Annotated in this window: 14 protein-coding genes; 1 reads left to right on the plus strand and 13 read right to left on the minus strand. The window is 53.4% G+C overall.

The genetic code is table 11. The features are described 5' to 3' along the window. Nucleotides 1–14 precede the first annotated feature (14 nt). A complete protein-coding gene (gene elyC / locus LCS67_RS14105) occupies nt 15–791 on the plus strand; it encodes an envelope biogenesis factor ElyC (RefSeq protein WP_000899567.1) in 777 nt (258 codons plus the stop codon). Here elyC and LCS67_RS14110 read toward each other — a convergent pair. The 13 genes from LCS67_RS14110 to serC form a co-directional block, all read right to left on the minus strand. Then, a complete protein-coding gene (locus LCS67_RS14110; RefSeq protein ID WP_000436895.1) occupies nt 771–1,664 on the minus strand; it encodes a YcbJ family phosphotransferase in 894 nt (297 codons plus the stop codon). The genes elyC and LCS67_RS14110 overlap by 21 nt on opposite strands. A 210-nt stretch (nt 1,665–1,874) precedes the next feature. Further along, the gene (gene kdsB / locus LCS67_RS14115; protein ID WP_000011576.1) at nt 1,875–2,621 is read right to left on the minus strand and encodes a 3-deoxy-manno-octulosonate cytidylyltransferase; all 747 of its coding nucleotides are present in this window, start codon (nt 2,619–2,621) and stop codon (nt 1,875–1,877) included. Then, nucleotides 2,618–2,800 (minus strand): protein YcaR, encoded by a 183-nt coding sequence (gene ycaR / locus LCS67_RS14120; protein ID WP_000350055.1) that lies wholly within the window; start codon nt 2,798–2,800, stop codon nt 2,618–2,620. Before ycaR ends, kdsB begins: the two co-directional genes overlap by 4 nt. 51 nt (nt 2,801–2,851) lie before the next feature. Further along, nucleotides 2,852–4,084 carry a winged helix-turn-helix domain-containing protein gene (locus LCS67_RS14125; protein ID WP_000056923.1) on the minus strand — a complete coding sequence of 411 codons (1,233 nt, stop codon included), beginning with the start codon at nt 4,082–4,084 and terminating at the stop codon, nt 2,852–2,854. 43 nt (nt 4,085–4,127) lie between these two features. Continuing rightward, nucleotides 4,128–5,105, minus strand: a complete 978-nt coding sequence (gene lpxK, locus LCS67_RS14130) for a tetraacyldisaccharide 4'-kinase (RefSeq protein ID WP_000561681.1) — start codon at nt 5,103–5,105, stop codon at nt 4,128–4,130. After that, nucleotides 5,102–6,850: a lipid A ABC transporter ATP-binding protein/permease MsbA gene (msbA, locus tag LCS67_RS14135; protein WP_000551246.1), complete on the minus strand. Its 1,749-nt coding sequence runs from the start codon at nt 6,848–6,850 to the stop codon at nt 5,102–5,104. Before msbA ends, lpxK begins: the two co-directional genes overlap by 4 nt. A 36-nt stretch (nt 6,851–6,886) precedes the next feature. After that, the gene (locus LCS67_RS14140) at nt 6,887–9,151 is read right to left on the minus strand and encodes a ComEC family protein (RefSeq protein ID WP_023212495.1); all 2,265 of its coding nucleotides are present in this window, start codon (nt 9,149–9,151) and stop codon (nt 6,887–6,889) included. A 229-nt stretch (nt 9,152–9,380) separates the two neighbouring features. Continuing rightward, nucleotides 9,381–9,665, minus strand: a complete 285-nt coding sequence (gene ihfB / locus LCS67_RS14145; RefSeq protein WP_000167332.1) for an integration host factor subunit beta — start codon at nt 9,663–9,665, stop codon at nt 9,381–9,383. Nucleotides 9,666–9,820: 155 nt separating this feature from the next. Next, nucleotides 9,821–11,494: a 30S ribosomal protein S1 gene (gene rpsA / locus LCS67_RS14150; RefSeq protein ID WP_000140324.1), complete on the minus strand. Its 1,674-nt coding sequence runs from the start codon at nt 11,492–11,494 to the stop codon at nt 9,821–9,823. Between the two features lie 113 nt (nt 11,495–11,607). After that, nucleotides 11,608–12,291: a (d)CMP kinase gene (cmk, locus tag LCS67_RS14155; RefSeq protein WP_031564999.1), complete on the minus strand. Its 684-nt coding sequence runs from the start codon at nt 12,289–12,291 to the stop codon at nt 11,608–11,610. A gap of 172 nt (nt 12,292–12,463) precedes the next feature. Beyond that, on the minus strand, nt 12,464–13,225 hold the full coding sequence (locus LCS67_RS14160; RefSeq protein WP_000792301.1) for a M48 family metallopeptidase: 762 nt from the start codon (nt 13,223–13,225) through the stop codon (nt 12,464–12,466). A gap of 142 nt (nt 13,226–13,367) precedes the next feature. Further along, nucleotides 13,368–14,651, minus strand: a complete 1,284-nt coding sequence (aroA, locus tag LCS67_RS14165; protein ID WP_079822313.1) for a 3-phosphoshikimate 1-carboxyvinyltransferase — start codon at nt 14,649–14,651, stop codon at nt 13,368–13,370. Between the two features lie 70 nt (nt 14,652–14,721). Beyond that, complete coding sequence (gene serC, locus LCS67_RS14170; protein ID WP_000079585.1) at nt 14,722–15,810, minus strand: 3-phosphoserine/phosphohydroxythreonine transaminase; 1,089 nt, start codon at nt 15,808–15,810, stop codon at nt 14,722–14,724. Nucleotides 15,811–15,842 lie beyond the last annotated feature (32 nt).

Below are 15,842 nucleotides of genomic sequence, written 5' to 3' on the forward strand. Positions count from 1 at the left end.
AGGAACCAAAAAGGATGCTTTTTACGCTAAAGAAAGTGATTGGCGGTATGTTATTGCCGCTTCCGCTGATGTTGCTGATGATTGGCGTCGGCCTGGCGCTGGTCTGGTTTAGCCGCTTTCAGAAGACCGGAAAAGTATTTATCAGCGTAGGTTGGCTGGCGCTATTGCTATTAAGCCTGCAACCCGTCTCTGACCATTTGCTGCGCCCAATAGAAAACCGCTACCCTACCTGGCAGGGTCCGCAAAAGGTGGAATATATTGTGGTTCTCGGCGGCGGCTATACCTGGAACCCGCAGTGGGCGCCGAGCTCCAATTTAATTAACAATAGCTTACCGCGGCTGGCGGAAGGCATTCGGCTGTGGCGTGCGAATCCGGGAGCAAAGCTGATTTTTACCGGCGGCGTAGCAAAAACCAATACGGTAAGCACGGCGGAAGTCGGTGCGCGGGTGGCGCAGTCGCTGGGCGTACCGCGTAACGATATTATTACGCTGGATAAGCCAAAAGATACGGAAGAAGAAGCCGCCGCCGTTAAGCAGGCCATCGGCGACGCCCCTTTCCTGTTGGTAACCTCCGCCTCGCATTTGCCGCGTGCGATGATTTTCTTTCAGCATGCCGGGCTGAATCCGCTTCCCGCACCGGCGAATCAGTTGGCGATCGATTCGCCGCTCAATCCCTGGGAGCGGGCAATTCCGTCCCCGGTCTGGCTGATGCACAGCGATCGCGCTGGGTATGAAACATTAGGGCGACTTTGGCAATGGCTGAAAGGCATATCAGGCAAGCCAGGGGAGTAATGATTTCGCCGCCAGATCAAAATTGGTACGGTTAAAACGTCCGGTATTGACCAATTGCGCAACCTCGTCCCACAGCACATAGAGCCAACGCCGCCAGATGAAGGACTCCGCCACTGGCGCGCGTTGCAGATAATGCCAAAGCAATCCCTCCGCCAATGGATTATCCATCAGGCGAAACAGTTCGAACTCTCTCGGCGCCCACAGCATCAGCCCGGGGCCGACCATCGCCAGAAGCTGATCGCTACGGGCGTCTTTAAGCATACTGCGCAGGCAGAAATTGCCATGCACCAGTACGCAGTTGTCGTTAAACCCTTCAAATAACGAAGGAAGACATTCTCTGGTACGAAACAGAATGCGTTTGTCCTGCATCGTCAGGCCGGTATTGCTGAACTGATTTAGCGTCGTCCACAGCACCTCCACCCGCTGACGATACCAGGAAGGCCAGATATTCTCCTGAGTATGGTCTACGGCGCCAACGCAACCGCGGCTATCCTGCCGATGCCAGGATAACAAGCCTTCGACAATCTGATCTTTTAGCTGTTCCCAGCGTTCCGGAGTGCGCGCCGGCGCCTCGACCGGCACACCGCGCAGTCGTTCCAGTAGCAGCACATCCGGACCAGGATGCTCTTCATGCGTCAATACGCCATAGATTACCGGCATCCTCACCGTACCGCTACGCGCCAGCATTGAGGTTTTCCATGCCAGTTGCTGCGCAACGCCGGGAGTGGTAAAGCTTCGCGCCATCAGCGGCATCGGATTTCCCTGGCTGTCATATAATGACCACAATGCGGAATCCGCTTTCTCATTCACGCACTCTATACGGCTAAGTTTTTCACCCAACAAATGACTGAGTTCGGCCCGCAACTGTTCCATTCCAGATTACCCCCATTAGTGCTACTGCTTTAATAATGAGCGTCGTATGGACAGATGTCACCCGTATCAGATCAAGGGAAGAAAAGAAAAATGAGGAAAATCGTAACGGTACGAGAAAGCCGCCACTAGTGAGCAGACGTGAGTATTCATCTTTGCGCTATCATACCGCGCTGTTCATGACCGTCTAAGACGATCATGAACAGGATCATGTTAACGCATTTCAGCGCGCACGCGCTCCAGGTCGTCGGCGGTGTCTACGCCCGTGCCGGGCACCGCTTTGGCGACGGCGACATGAATTTTTTCGCCGTACCACAGCACACGGAGTTGCTCCAGCATTTCAATATGTTCCAGCGGGCTGGGTTGCCAGCTCACGTAACGGCGGATAAAACCCGCTCGATAGCCATAAATGCCCAGGTGACGCAGGCAAGTATCCCCTACCGTTTCCAGGCTTTTTGCAAAGCGGTCGCGATCCCAGGGAATCGTCGCCCGGGAAAAGTAAAGCGCATAGCCTTCGGCATCCAACACGACTTTTACCGCATTCGGGTTAAACGCTTCTTCGGCGCTGTGAATCGGCACCGCCAGCGTCGCCATGCCAACCTGGCGCTGCGCCAGATTTTCCGCGACCTGGCGAATAATAACCGCCGGGATCATCGGCTCATCGCCCTGAACGTTCACAATAACGGTATCGTCGCTGAATCCGCACTTCTCTACCACTTCCGCCAACCGTTCGGTGCCGGACTGGTGATCGGCGCGCGTCATGCACACTTCGCCGCCAGCCGCTTCTACCGCACGAGCCACGTCTTCATGATCGGTCGCGACAATAATGCGTTCCGCGCCAGATTCACGCGCCCGCTCCAGGACATGAACAATCATGGGCTTACCATTAATATCCACTAATGGTTTGCCTGGCAGTCGGGTAGATGAAAAACGGGCCGGAATGATGACGACGAAACTCATGATTTACTCTCATCAGATGTCAGGGCGCGAGCTTCATTTTCCAGCAATACAGGAATGCCGTCGCGTAACGGGAAAGCGAGATTATCCAGTTTGCAAATTAATTCTTGCTTTTCCTGGTTATACCAGAGTTTGCCGTTACATACCGGGCAGGCGATGATTTCAAGCAGACGATGATCCATAGTTCCTCCAGATGGACCGGATTGTGAATCCTTCAATATTAACATAATCGGTTATGATGCAGGGTCTATTTCCCAGCCATGACGCATGGCGCTAAACAGGCCTGGCGGACATTGTCCCAGCGTCACGCGCGATGCCCGTTGCCAGGCAGCAAACGCGCTAATAGCCTGCCAGATTCCTTTTTGCAGACTAACGCCAGGGCGGATATCGTCCTCCAGATACAGCGAGATAACCTCAAGCACCCCCGTTTTACGGTGCATTTTGGCATCCATTCGCCCGACTAAACGGCCCTGGTATAATAGCGGCAGCACAAAATAACCGTACTGGCGCTTCGCCGCAGGCGTATAACATTCCAGCCGATAGTTAAATCCGAAAAGCTGCGCTGCCCGCTTGCGATCCCATACCACAGGATCGAAAGGCGACAGCACTGCGCTATGGGTCGCCTTTAAGGCGTTATTTAGCGCCGGTTCAAGCTGCGAAAGAAGATCGGCATGAAGCCACATCCGCCCCAACGTTTCCACCTCGACCGGAATAATCTGCTGCTGTTCCGCCCGGCTCTCCCGCCATCCCTTCAGGTCAGGACGTTTCAGGCGGTAGTAATCCGCCAGCCACTGTTCACGGAAAATCCCCAGACTGCGCGCGCTATTATCCAGCATCAGGCTTTCCGCCTGCGGCTGTGACAGTCCATCGCGTTCATCATCCCAGTGCGGCATCACACGGGGCGTTAAATCATATACACGTTGAAAATTACGCCGCTCAACAACCATGACTTTTCCGGCGGTAAATAAACCCTCAAGGTGGCGTTTATGTGGTTTCCATTCCCACCAGCCGCTGACGCCTTTCCGCGCATGTTCAAAATCGGCAGAACGCACCGGACCGTGCTCCTGAATATGCCGCACTAGCTGTTCTATTTCTTCCGCGTGCTCATGCATCCATGCCGCGCGATATTTCCAGCCCATCTTTTCCGGCGACAGCATACGATGGCGGATAAGTTTAAAGTCGCGGCGTGGTAAGAAACAGGCCTCATGCGCCCAGTATTCGATTAACTCGCCGCGTCGCAGCGCCTCATCCAGCCAGGCCTGCGGGTACGAACCGAGACGGCTAAACAGCACCAGATAGGGGCTACGTGCGACAACATTGATGGTATCAATTTGCAACAACGCCATGCGTGAGATGGCGGCAAGAACATCGCCAGGCATCGCGTTACGGCGCGGCTTTTTCAATAGCCCCTGCGCAGCAAGGTGAAGACACCGGGCCTGGGAAAGAGAAAGGTACGGCAATGACATTCATGGCTCCATAAATTCATCACTGCCGCTGCATTGGGGTACGCTAGCGAACCAGCGAGGTGATATGTTGAAGCAACTTATCAGGCTGCTCACCGGACAAACGCGCATCAACCGGTAAGAACCACCAGTTATCTTCGGCAAAAGCGCGGCATTTCACCGCGTCTTTTTCCGTCATTACCAGGGTCTGCCCTTCACCGACCAACGCCTGAACGTCAGCAGGGGCGAGCGTTTGATGATCGGCCAGCGGGACACACTTTTGCGGATGCGCGCCACAGGCTTCCAGCGTCGCGAAAAATCGCGGCGGATGACCGATGCCCGCCATCGCCACAATATTGCTCAGTTGCGCCACATCGCAACGCGCTCCCGTACGTAAGTTCACCGCCAGTCCAGGCGCTAGCTGCATGGGTATTTCGCCTGCCCGGGCGACGCCGCCATTGACGATAGCGGCATCCACGGTTTTCAGGCGACTGGCGCGTTCGCGCATAGGACCGGCAGGAAGCCACCAGCCGTTGCCAAAACGGCGCACGCCGTCAATCACCACAATTTCAATATCTCGCGCTAGTCGGTAATGCTGCAACCCATCGTCGGTGATAATAATCTGCACATTATGCGCCGCCAGAATCGCTTTCACCGCCGCGGCGCGTTCAGGCGCCACCGCGACAGGCGCGCCGGTCCGTTGATAAATCAATACCGGTTCATCTCCCGCTTCTGCGGTTGTCGTCTCCGGCGTCAGGAGCAGCGGATAAGCGGCAGCTTTGCCGCCGTAGCCGCGGGAAACGACCCCCACGCGCACGCCACGCTGTTGCAGCTTTTCCACCAGCCAAATAACTACGGGTGTTTTACCGTTACCGCCAGCCGTAAGATTCCCTACCACAACCACCGGTACCGGCGCTCGCCAGGCGCGTTTAAAACCAAGCTTATAGCTCAGACGAATCGCCCCGCTCACCAGGCCATACAGCCAGGAGAGCGGCAGCAGTAACCGCCATAGCGGGGATTCACCCGACCAGATACGCGCAATCATTGGCCAAATTGCATCTTATGTAGCTGGGCGTAAACGCCGTGTTGTGCCAGCAGCTCGCTATGAGTGCCGCGCTCAACGATAATACCGTCTTCGACCACAACGATCTCATCCGCCTGTTCGATGGTGGAGAGACGATGCGCAATCACCAGAGAGGTACGGTTTTTTTGCAGCTCATCCAACGCGGCCTGAATCGCACGTTCGGACTCGGTATCCAGCGCGGACGTAGCTTCATCAAGGATCAGAATCGGGCTGTCGCGCAGTAAGGCGCGGGCAATCGCGATACGCTGGCGTTGACCGCCGGAAAGCAGTACGCCGTTTTCGCCGATAATGGTATCCAGGCCATTATCCATCTTGTTGATAAAGTCCATGGCATAGGCCATGCGCGCCGCCTCTTCAATCTGCTCGCGGCTGTATTCTTCCGTCCGGGCATAAGCAATGTTATTAGCGACCGTGTCGTTAAACAGATGCACGTTTTGCGAAACCAGCGCCACCTGATTACGTAGAGAGGCCAGAGTGTATTCGCGTAGATCGTGACCATCCATCAGGATGTGTCCTTCATCAATATCGTAGAAACGGGTGATCAGACTGGCGATAGTTGATTTACCCGATCCGGAACGCCCCACCAGCGCCACGGTTTTCCCGGCAGGAATTTTCAAATTGATGTTACGCAATGCCGGCACTTCACGGCCCGGGTAAGTAAACGTCACATTGCGGAATTCGAGATCGCCGGTCGCGCGGTCAATGACACGTTTACCTTCATCTTTCTCCTGTTCGCTGTCCAGAATCGCAAACAACGTCTGACAAGCCGCCATCCCACGCTGGAACTGCGCGTTAACGTTTGTCAGAGATTTTAATGGACGCATCAGCGCGATCATGGAGGAGAACACCACGGTGATGGTCCCTGCCGTCAGGCTATCCATTACACTTGGGAAGCTCGCAGCATAGAGAACAAACGCCAGCGCCAGCGAGGCAATGAGCTGAATGATAGGATCGGAAATTGACGAGGCAGAGACCATTTTCATACCTTGCAGTCGCATCTTATTGCTGACTTTATCAAAGCGTTTAGTTTCGACTTCCTGACCGCCGAAAATCAGTACCTCTTTGTGTCCTTTCAGCATTTGTTCAGCGCTGGTAGTCACTTGTCCCATCGTGTTCTGCATATTTTTACTGATGCTGCGGAACCGCTTTGAGACAACGCGAATCGCAATCGACACAATCGGCGCCAGAACAACCAGGATGATCGACAGCTGCCAGCTGTAATAGAACATCATGATAAACAATCCGATGATCGATGCCCCTTCACGCACCACGGTAATCAGCGCGCCAGATGAAGAAGAGGCAACCTGTTCTGAATCGTATGTAATACGCGACAGCAGCGTACCGGTAGACTGTTTATCAAAGAAGGCGACGGGCATTCCCATCATATGGCCAAACAGGCGACGGCGCATGGTCATTACCACCTTGCCTGACACCCATGAAATACAGTAGCTGGAGATATAGCTAGTGATGCCTCGTAATATCATCAGCCCAATAACCACCAGCGGCATCCACAGCAACACTGAGCGATCCGTTTTACCGAAACCATCATCCAGTAATGGCTTGAGGAGCGATAGCATGAAGGTATCGCTGGCTGCGTTGAGAATTAACGCTATGCCCGCCACGATCAGACCTGCTTTAAAAGGCGCTATGGTTGGCCACAGTCGGCGGAAGGTCTGCCACGTAGAGAGATCTTTATCGTTATGCATTCAAAAAACCAGCATTTGTTGAAATAGCCGCATATTCTACCCGTTATCCTCGGACACGCCAAACCACTGATGATACCAGCGAGGTAAAATTTGATCCCGCAAGCCTTGTATGCGCCAGCCCTGCGGAGAAAACCGCAGCGAAATTTGCCCCTGGTGGGGTGTATCAAACCACTGATACGCCTGTTGTCGGTAGCGCTGTTTTACCTTGCGGGACGGCAGCCGCCATGCGTTATAGCGCGATGCGGACGCCAGCGCCGCTTCACCATGTACGCGCTGAATAAATGGTAGCGACGACGACGTATTACTACCATGATGCGGCACCTGGATAAACGTCGCCGCAAGATGTCGCCAGTAACGACTTAGCATTTTTTGTTCAGCGCCCGCTTCGATATCGCCCGTGAGCAGGATGCTATGTACGCCATCATCCACTTTGACCACACAGGAGCGGTTATTTCCTCGATCGGCACTTTTGCGTAACGGCCAGTGCGCCTGAAACGTTAGCCCCTGCCATTGCCACTGCTCGCCGCGAAAACAGGGCAAATGTCCCTGCCAGCCTAATGGGCTGCGAATCCACATTGACGGCCAGACCTGCTGTAGCGAACGCAGCCCGCCCCGATGATCCAGATGCTCATGACTCAAAATAACGCCCTCCGGCGTCAGATTATGCCAGCGCAACCAGGGAATAATAACCTGTTGCCCGCTGTCGCCCTCCGGCCATGCCCGACCGGTATCGTAGAGTATTACTTTATCGCCCCTGACGATCGCTATCGCCAGCCCCTGACCGACATCCAGCATATGCACCTGCCATCCGCTGGCGTTTATCGGTCGCCAGAGTGGCCAGCTCATCAACAATAACCCGCATAAACAGACCGCCGGCCAGGTACGCCAGACGTTTAATCGCCACGCGATAAGCATTAGCCAGGGCAAAAACGTCAGCCACTGCCAACGGTTATCAATATTCACCCAGCCCTGCGGTAAAGCATTCAACAGGTAAAATAGCGCGGCTAACGCGCGATCGGTCAGGTACCATACCCACTCTTCAAGAAAAAACGGCCCGGTTAAATGCAGAATCATTCCCGCCAGGATGAGTGGAACCGTCACAAATGTGACCCAGGGTACGGCAAAAAGATTCGCCAGCATTGCGGTAACGCTTATGCCATGAAAAAGCGCCACCTGGAGAGGCAAAAGCAGAAGTGTAATGCCTGCCTGTAGGTGAAGCAGGTTAAGCAACCAGCGTAAGCCCCGTGGAAAATTTCCGTTTGGCGCAGGAAACCACTGATACCAGAATAACAGGCCGGCAACCGCAAATGCTGACAGCCAAAGACTTTGTGATATAACCGCCACAGGGTCGGCGAAAATAATCGCGGCCAGACAGCAGCACCAGACTTGCCAGCCGCTCCACTGTCGTCCGCTTAATTTTAATCCTCCCCAGACGCTCAGTGCCGCCACCGTGCGCAGCGCAGGCGGTTGTAAACCGGTAAGCCAGGCATAACATATCGCGCAAAGAATGCCGCCCAGCAATGGCGTCTGCCAACGAATCCATCTGGCCGGCAAAAAGAATTGTCCGCCACGGATTAATCCGGCAGCCAATAACGCGGCAAAAGCGATATGCAGGCCGGAAATCGCCATCAAATGGGCAGTCCCCGTATCGCGCATAACGGCCTTCACCTCCTGCGACACCTCTCCCCGCTCCCCCATTCCCAACGCCAGAATAACCTGTTGCCACGGATAAGGCGCAAGCGTAGCGCGAAGCGAAGCAAGATAGCGCCCACGCAAACTACACTCAGGGTTAATCGCTTTAGCCTGTAGAAAACGCCCGGTCAATGGTTGGTGCTGCGCCAGCGCGTAACGTTGGCTATCAAAACCGCCTTCGTTAAGCTGTCCGTGTACCGCTCTGACCTTCAGCGTCATCGCCCACTGTTGCCCGGCACACACTTCCGTGGGTAAGTACTGGCCATGCAGGACAATCCCTACAGCAGGAAAGAGCGGCTTTCCGCGCAAATGGGTGATTCGCCCATAATGAGTGGTCATATGATCGGTGGCAGTAATGACGACTGTCGCCTCCTGCGTCGCGGCGGGCAGGACGTTTCCCGCCCAGATGGCCTGCCTGGCGGCAAATATCCCCCACATGAAAAAGAGCAAAGTTAATGCCGCGTAGCGCGCATAGTGATGAGGTATGAGGCAAAGCAAACATGCCAGACAAAACAGCACCGCCAGAATCCACGTGTCAGGTAATACTGGCAATATCATGAGCGGAAGTATGCCGCATACTACGCATACGCTGACCGTCGTTATCTTCATAGACACCTCCCTGTGCGGGAAAGTGTGCAGGTTCAGGACGCCATTGTCTGGAGGGGATTTTGTGCTATACGGCGCGGATTCCAGGTTTTTTACCTGATAAATGTAAGACGCAGCAAAAAATGCGAAACGTTTTCCAGTTTTCGGTCGAATAGCGTTTGCGCCTGACGGCGTATAAATGAAAAAAGCACCCTGGAGGTGCTTTTTTCGGGTTCAAGTTTTGCGTTAAAACTTAACCGTAAATATTGGCGCGATCGCGCAGTTCTTTACCCGGTTTAAAGTGAGGAACGTATTTTCCTTCCAGTTCCACTTTATCGCCGGTCTTGGGGTTACGTCCGGTACGAGGCGCGCGGTAATGCAAAGAAAAACTGCCGAAACCGCGGATTTCAATACGCTCGCCCTGCGCAAGAGTCGAGGCCATATGCTCCAGCATCTCTTTTACCGCGTCTTCAACCGCCTTAGCGGGAATGTGAGATTGCTGGGTTGCAAGTCTTTCAATCAATTCTGACTTGGTCATGATTCCTCCGGTTCCTTAAAGGCAAATTGGCTGCAGCCGTGAGATTGATTAAGGGCGGCCGTAGCCGCCCTTAGTGCTTGATTACAGGCCGAAACCTGCAATCTGTCAAGTAATCTCGTTATACTTCGGACTAAAAGGCCCGAAGTTTCAGAGGATTACTCGCCTTTAGCTGCTTTGAATGCTTCAGCCATTGCGTTGTTAGAGAAGTTTGCATCTTCCTGTTTGTTAACAGTTGCGATGGCATCTTTCTCGTCAGCTTCGTCTTTCGCACGAACAGACAGGCTGATTGCGCGGTTTTTACGATCAACGCCGGTGAATTTAGCTTCAACGTCGTCGCCAACGCTCAGAACCAGAGTCGCATCTTCAACGCGGTCACGGGATGCTTCAGAAGCACGCAGGTAACCTTCAACGCCGTCAGCCAGTTCTACGGTTGCGCCTTTCGCGTCAACTGCAGTGACTTTACCGGTTACGATAGCGCCTTTCTTGTTCAAAGCAACCCAGTTGTTGAACGGATCTTCTGCGAGCTGTTTAACGCCCAGGGAGATACGTTCACGTTCTGCGTCAACCTGCAGAACAACTGCAGCGATTTCGTCGCCTTTTTTGTATTCACGAACTGCTTCTTCGCCTGCAACGTTCCAGGAGATGTCAGACAGGTGAACCAGGCCGTCGATGCCGCCGTCCAGGCCGATGAAGATACCGAAGTCAGTGATAGACTTGATTTTACCTTCAACGCGGTCGCCCTTGTTGTGGGTTTCTGCGAACTGCTGCCACGGGTTAGATTTGCACTGCTTCAGACCCAAGGAGATACGACGACGTTCTTCGTCGATATCCAGAACCATCACTTCCACTACGTCGCCAACGTTAACCACTTTGGACGGGTGGATGTTTTTGTTGGTCCAGTCCATTTCGGAAACGTGAACCAGGCCTTCAACGCCTTCTTCGATTTCAACGAAGCAGCCGTAGTCGGTCAGGTTGGTCACGCGACCGGTCAGTTTGGTACCTTCCGGATAACGTTTAGCGATAGCTACCCACGGATCTTCGCCCAGCTGTTTCAGGCCCAGGGATACACGGGTACGCTCGCGGTCGAATTTCAGCACTTTCACGTTGATTTCGTCGCCAACGTTCACGATTTCGCTCGGATGCTTAACGCGTTTCCAGGCCATATCAGTGATGTGCAGCAGGCCGTCAACGCCGCCCAGATCAACGAATGCACCGTAGTCAGTGAGGTTCTTAACGATACCTTTAACTTCCATGCCTTCCTGCAGGTTTTCCAGCAGCTGATCGCGTTCTGCGCTGTTTTCGGATTCGATAACGGCACGACGAGAAACCACAACGTTGTTACGTTTCTGGTCCAGCTTGATTACTTTGAATTCAAGCTCTTTGCCTTCCAGGTGCAGAGTGTCACGCACCGGACGAACGTCTACCAGAGAACCCGGCAGGAACGCGCGAATACCGTTCAGCTCAACAGTGAAGCCACCCTTAACTTTGCCGTTGATAACACCGGTAACAGTTTCAGCATCTTCGTAAGCTTTTTCCAGCGTGATCCATGCTTCGTGACGTTTAGCTTTCTCACGAGAGAGCAGAGTTTCACCGAAGCCGTCTTCTACTGCATCCAGAGCAACGTCAACTTCGTCACCAACCTGGATTTCCAGTTCGCCCTGGGCGTTTTTGAACTGCTCAGCCGGAATGGCAGACTCAGATTTCAGACCGGCGTCAACCAGTACTACGTCTTTGTCGATAGCAACAACAACACCACGAACGATGGAACCCGGGCGGGTTTCGATTTCTTTTAAGGATTCTTCAAAGAGTTGAGCAAAAGATTCAGTCATGTTTAATCTTCAGGTTTCATATTTAACGTCCACCTGGCTCCGTGCCGGATGGGGTTGTTTAACATACCCGCTGTCAATCCTTTGCAACGGGGGTACTACAAATTCGGTCGCATTTAAGCGAGAGCCAATTTTTGGCGCGCATATTGTAACGCTTTTTCAATCACTTGCTCAATGCTTAATCGGGTAGAATCCAAAACTAATGCATCAGCAGCAGGAACTAACGGTGCTACAGCGCGATTACGATCGCGATCGTCGCGTTCCTTGATCTCGGCCAAAAGGCGTTCAAAGTTAACACTAAAGCCATTCTCCTGCAACTGTAGCATACGTCGATACGCACGTTCCTCCGAGGAGGCGTCAAGGAAAATTTTTACCGGCGCATCCGGGAAGACCACGGTCCCCATATCGCGTCCATCGGCGATTAAACCAGGCGCTTCGCGGAATGCACGTTGGCGGCGAAGAAGCGCTTCACGCACGCGTGGGAATGCCGCCACCTGGGATGCCGCGTTCGCGACTTCCTGCGTACGAATTTCGCCGCTAACGTCCTCTCCTTCCAGGATAACTTCCAGGTTGCCGTCCGTTGAGACGAAACGCACGTCCAGATGGGACGCCAGCGGCACCAGCGCATCTTCAGAGGCAAGATCGACATGGTGATGCAATGCCGCCAGCGCCAGTACGCGGTATATCGCGCCGGAATCCAGCAGATGCCATTGCAATGCTTCCGCCATTGCTTTGCACAAGGTGCCTTTACCTGCACCGCTTGGGCCATCAATGGTTATTACCGGGGCAATTGCCGTCATCTTTATCTCCTTAAACAGGCGTACCGTTAACGTAAACGCCGCGCATTATACGCGCCAACGCTCGCGACCGTTAACGTTGCGTGCAAAAACCAGTTTTGTCTGTAATCAGATGCGGAATAATTGCGCAATTATAGCGGGCCGGCGAGAAACCAGCCCGAAAGATGACAATGATTTACTTTTTATCTTCGGCAATTCTGTCGCGCATATGCTGCGCGCGATCGGCTGAAGCCGGGTGGGAGTCCATCAATGATTTTGCATGACCTGCGTCCATTGTGGCGAATTTATCGAATGCCGTGACTAAGCCCTGGGTGTTAATCCCGCGTTTTTTCAGCAGATCGTAAGAGAAATCATCCGCATCCGACTCCTGACTGCGAGAAAACGCCGAATTGATGACGCCTTCCGCCAGATCGCCCAATTGAGACTGGGAAAGCTGCGCTGCGACACCGCTGGTGGCGGAAATCGCATCGCGAGCCGCCAGCGTGGCATAGGCGGTCTGCATTGCCTTGCGGGAGTGCCCTAAAGAGACATGGCCCAGTTCATGGCCCAGTACGCCTTCAATTTCATTATCGGTCATCAGATCCATCAGGCCGGAGTATACGCGAACGCAACCGTTCGCCATCGCCCATGCGTTGATATCGCTGGTCATATAGACTTTATAGCTAACCGGCGTACCGTCAATGTTGTTACCCAGCGCTTTGGCGATTTTGCTCAGACGTTTGGTGTATTTGCTTTTCGAACCTGCCAGTTGATTCTCGCTGTCCATTTGTTTACAGGCATTATTAGATAATGCCTTAACATCCGCATCGGACAGTGTGGCGGCTTTGTAGGCTGACATGCCGGAACTGGCGATTAAATTGCCATTCACGCCATTTTTACATCCTGCCAGTAGCGTAGCGGAAATCGCCACCGCCAGTAATAATGATTTATTTTTCATACTAATCTTCCGTTGATAACTATTATAAAAAACACATAAATCAATGTGTTAAATCATCAACAAATTAGCATTAGTCATAATTATAAAAATAGTGCGAATACGGACTCGGCGCGCCAGCCCGTCGACTGGCGCAACAGAAGACTTAGGCAGGCGTACTCATTCGCGCCAGTTGTTCGAAATAATCAGGGAACGTTTTTGCGGTACATTTAGGGTCCAGGATCGTGACTGGCGTATCGGACAGTGCGACCAGTGAGAAACACATCGCCATACGGTGGTCGTTGTACGTGCCAATATCCGCGTGTTGGAGCTTCGCCGGCGGCGTGATACGAATATAGTCGTGCCCTTCTTCGACTTCAGCGCCCACTTTACGTAGCTCGGTCGCCATCGCGAACAGGCGATCGGTTTCTTTCACTCGCCAGTTATAAATATTGCGCAACGTCGTGGTTCCTTTCGCAAACAGCGCCGTGGTGGCAATCGTCATCGCCGCATCCGGAATATGGTTCATATCCATATCTATGGCGTGCAATTCGCCGCGCGTGCAGGCAATAAAATCATCGCCCCAGGTAATGGTCGCGCCCATTTTCTCCAGCACATCGGCAAAACGAATATCGCCCTGCATACTTTTGCGGCCAATCCCGGTCACTTTTACCGTGCCGCCTTTTATCGCCCCGGCGGCGAGAAAATAGGACGCTGACGAGGCATCGCCCTCGACCAGATAGCGACCCGGAGAGTGATACTGTTGACCGCCCTTCACGGCAAATTGTTGGTAGTGATGGTTCGTTATCTCCACGCCAAAGGTTTTCATTAAATTTAGCGTGATATCGATGTAAGGTTTTGATACCAGTTCGCCTTTAACGCGAATAATTGTGTCTTCAGGCGCCAGCGGCGCAGTCATCAGCAGAGCGGTCAGGAACTGGCTGGAAACGCTACCATCAACCTCAATGTCGCCGCCGGTAAAACCGCCGCGCAGACGCAGGGGCGGATAGTTTTCCTGCTCCAGGTAATCAATATTCGCCCCGCCCTGACGCAGCGAATCGACCAGATGGCCTATCGGACGCTCTTTCATACGCGGTTCGCCGGTTAACACTATCTCATTTTGCCCCAGACATAGCGCTGCCGCTAACGGACGCATCGCGGTTCCGGCATTACCGAGAAACAGTTCCAGAGCGCCTGGCGCACGTAATGCGCCGCCATTACCCGTGATATCACAGCGGGTGCGATCGGCAGAAAGGGTGTAATTGATCCCCAACGCGCTCAGGGCATTGAGCATATGGCGGACGTCATCGCTATCCAGCAGATTCGTCAGAACGGTTTTACCACAAGCTAAAGCCGCCAGGAGCAAAGCACGGTTTGAAACACTTTTGGAGCCAGGTAAATTAATGGCGCCATCGACCCGCGCGATGGGTTGTAACGTCAGGGATTCCATGAAACTCAACTCTCAAAAAACAGAAATAAAAACCCCACAGACTGGCCGTGGGGATGAAAAAAGAAACGTATTAGCCGTGGCGACGCTCAAAATCGATCATGAAATCGGTCAGCGCTTTTACCCCTTCAATCGGCATGGCGTTATAGATAGAGGCGCGCATACCGCCAACAACACGGTGCCCTTTTAAGGCGTGCAGACCGGCGGCGAAAGACTCTTCCAGAAAGACCTTGTCCAGCGCATTGTCCGCTAACTGGAACGGAACGTTCATCCGCGAACGGTTGGCCTGTGCGACATCGTTACGGTAGAAATCGCTGTTATCAATCACACCGTACAGCAACTCCGCTTTTTGCTGATTGATTTTGTGCATCGCCGCCACGCCGCCCTGCGCTTTCAACCATTTGAACACCAGGCCGGAAAGATACCAGGCGAAAGTCGGCGGCGTATTAAACATCGAGTCGTTATCATTCAGGACGGTGTAGTCGAGGATGGACGGGCAACTCTCATGCGCCTTGCCTAACAAATCCTCCCGGACGATAACCAGCGTCAGTCCTGCCGGACCGATATTCTTCTGCGCGCCAGCATAAATTACGCCATAGCGAGAGACGTCCAGCGGCGCAGACAGGATGGTAGAAGAAAAGTCCGCCGTGACGATCACCTCTGGGCCAAAATCAGGCGTTTCATCAATGGCGATGCCGTCAATGGTCTCATTCGGGCAATAGTGTAAATAAGCGGCGTTATCGGAAAGCTGCCACTCGCGCATCGGTTTTACGGCACGTTTGCCGTCCACGGTGATTTTGGCGTCGATAATCTGCGGCGCACAGTATTTTTTGGCTTCTTTGATGGCGCTCGCCGCCCAGTAACCAGCATCGACATAATCCGCCGTGGTTTTATCGCCCAGCAGATTGAGCGGCACGCCAGCAAACTGCCCGCGACCGCCGCCGTGACAAAATAAAACTTTATAGTTGGAGGGGATATTAAGGAGATCGCGAAAATCCTGCTCCGCTTCTTCAGCGACCTGGATAAACTCTTTGCCTCGATGGCTAATTTCCATTACCGACGTACCAAGACCGTGCCAGTCACGCAGTTCCTGTTGCGCCAGTTTAAGTACTTCCGCCGGTAGCATCGCCGGACCTGAACTAAAATTAAAGACCTGAGCCATTTCCCCTCACCACGCTGCATTGTTTCCTGCCT

The organism is Salmonella sp. A7, from assembly GCF_020181675.1.
Taxonomy (GTDB): Bacteria; Pseudomonadota; Gammaproteobacteria; order Enterobacterales; family Enterobacteriaceae; genus Salmonella; species Salmonella enterica.

Bases quoted from the DNA above. Each gene is read 5' to 3' on its own strand.
- LCS67_RS14110 (WP_000436895.1), bottom strand. From the start codon at position 1,664: ATGGAACAGTTGCGGGCCGAACTCAGTCATTTGTTGGGTGAAAAACTT.
- aroA (WP_079822313.1), bottom strand. From the start codon at position 14,651: ATGGAATCCCTGACGTTACAACCCATCGCGCGGGTCGATGGCGCCATT.
- LCS67_RS14140 (WP_023212495.1), bottom strand. From the start codon at position 9,151: ATGAAGATAACGACGGTCAGCGTATGCGTAGTATGCGGCATACTTCCG.
- LCS67_RS14160 (WP_000792301.1), bottom strand. From the start codon at position 13,225: ATGAAAAATAAATCATTATTACTGGCGGTGGCGATTTCCGCTACGCTA.
- serC (WP_000079585.1), bottom strand. From the start codon at position 15,810: ATGGCTCAGGTCTTTAATTTTAGTTCAGGTCCGGCGATGCTACCGGCG.
- LCS67_RS14125 (WP_000056923.1), bottom strand. From the start codon at position 4,084: ATGTCATTGCCGTACCTTTCTCTTTCCCAGGCCCGGTGTCTTCACCTT.
- rpsA (WP_000140324.1), bottom strand. From the start codon at position 11,494: ATGACTGAATCTTTTGCTCAACTCTTTGAAGAATCCTTAAAAGAAATC.
- kdsB (WP_000011576.1), bottom strand. From the start codon at position 2,621: ATGAGTTTCGTCGTCATCATTCCGGCCCGTTTTTCATCTACCCGACTG.
- msbA (WP_000551246.1), bottom strand. From the start codon at position 6,850: ATGCATAACGATAAAGATCTCTCTACGTGGCAGACCTTCCGCCGACTG.
- ycaR (WP_000350055.1), bottom strand. From the start codon at position 2,800: ATGGATCATCGTCTGCTTGAAATCATCGCCTGCCCGGTATGTAACGGC.
- cmk (WP_031564999.1), bottom strand. From the start codon at position 12,291: ATGACGGCAATTGCCCCGGTAATAACCATTGATGGCCCAAGCGGTGCA.
- elyC (WP_000899567.1), top strand. From the start codon at position 15: ATGCTTTTTACGCTAAAGAAAGTGATTGGCGGTATGTTATTGCCGCTT.
- ihfB (WP_000167332.1), bottom strand. From the start codon at position 9,665: ATGACCAAGTCAGAATTGATTGAAAGACTTGCAACCCAGCAATCTCAC.
- lpxK (WP_000561681.1), bottom strand. From the start codon at position 5,105: ATGATTGCGCGTATCTGGTCGGGTGAATCCCCGCTATGGCGGTTACTG.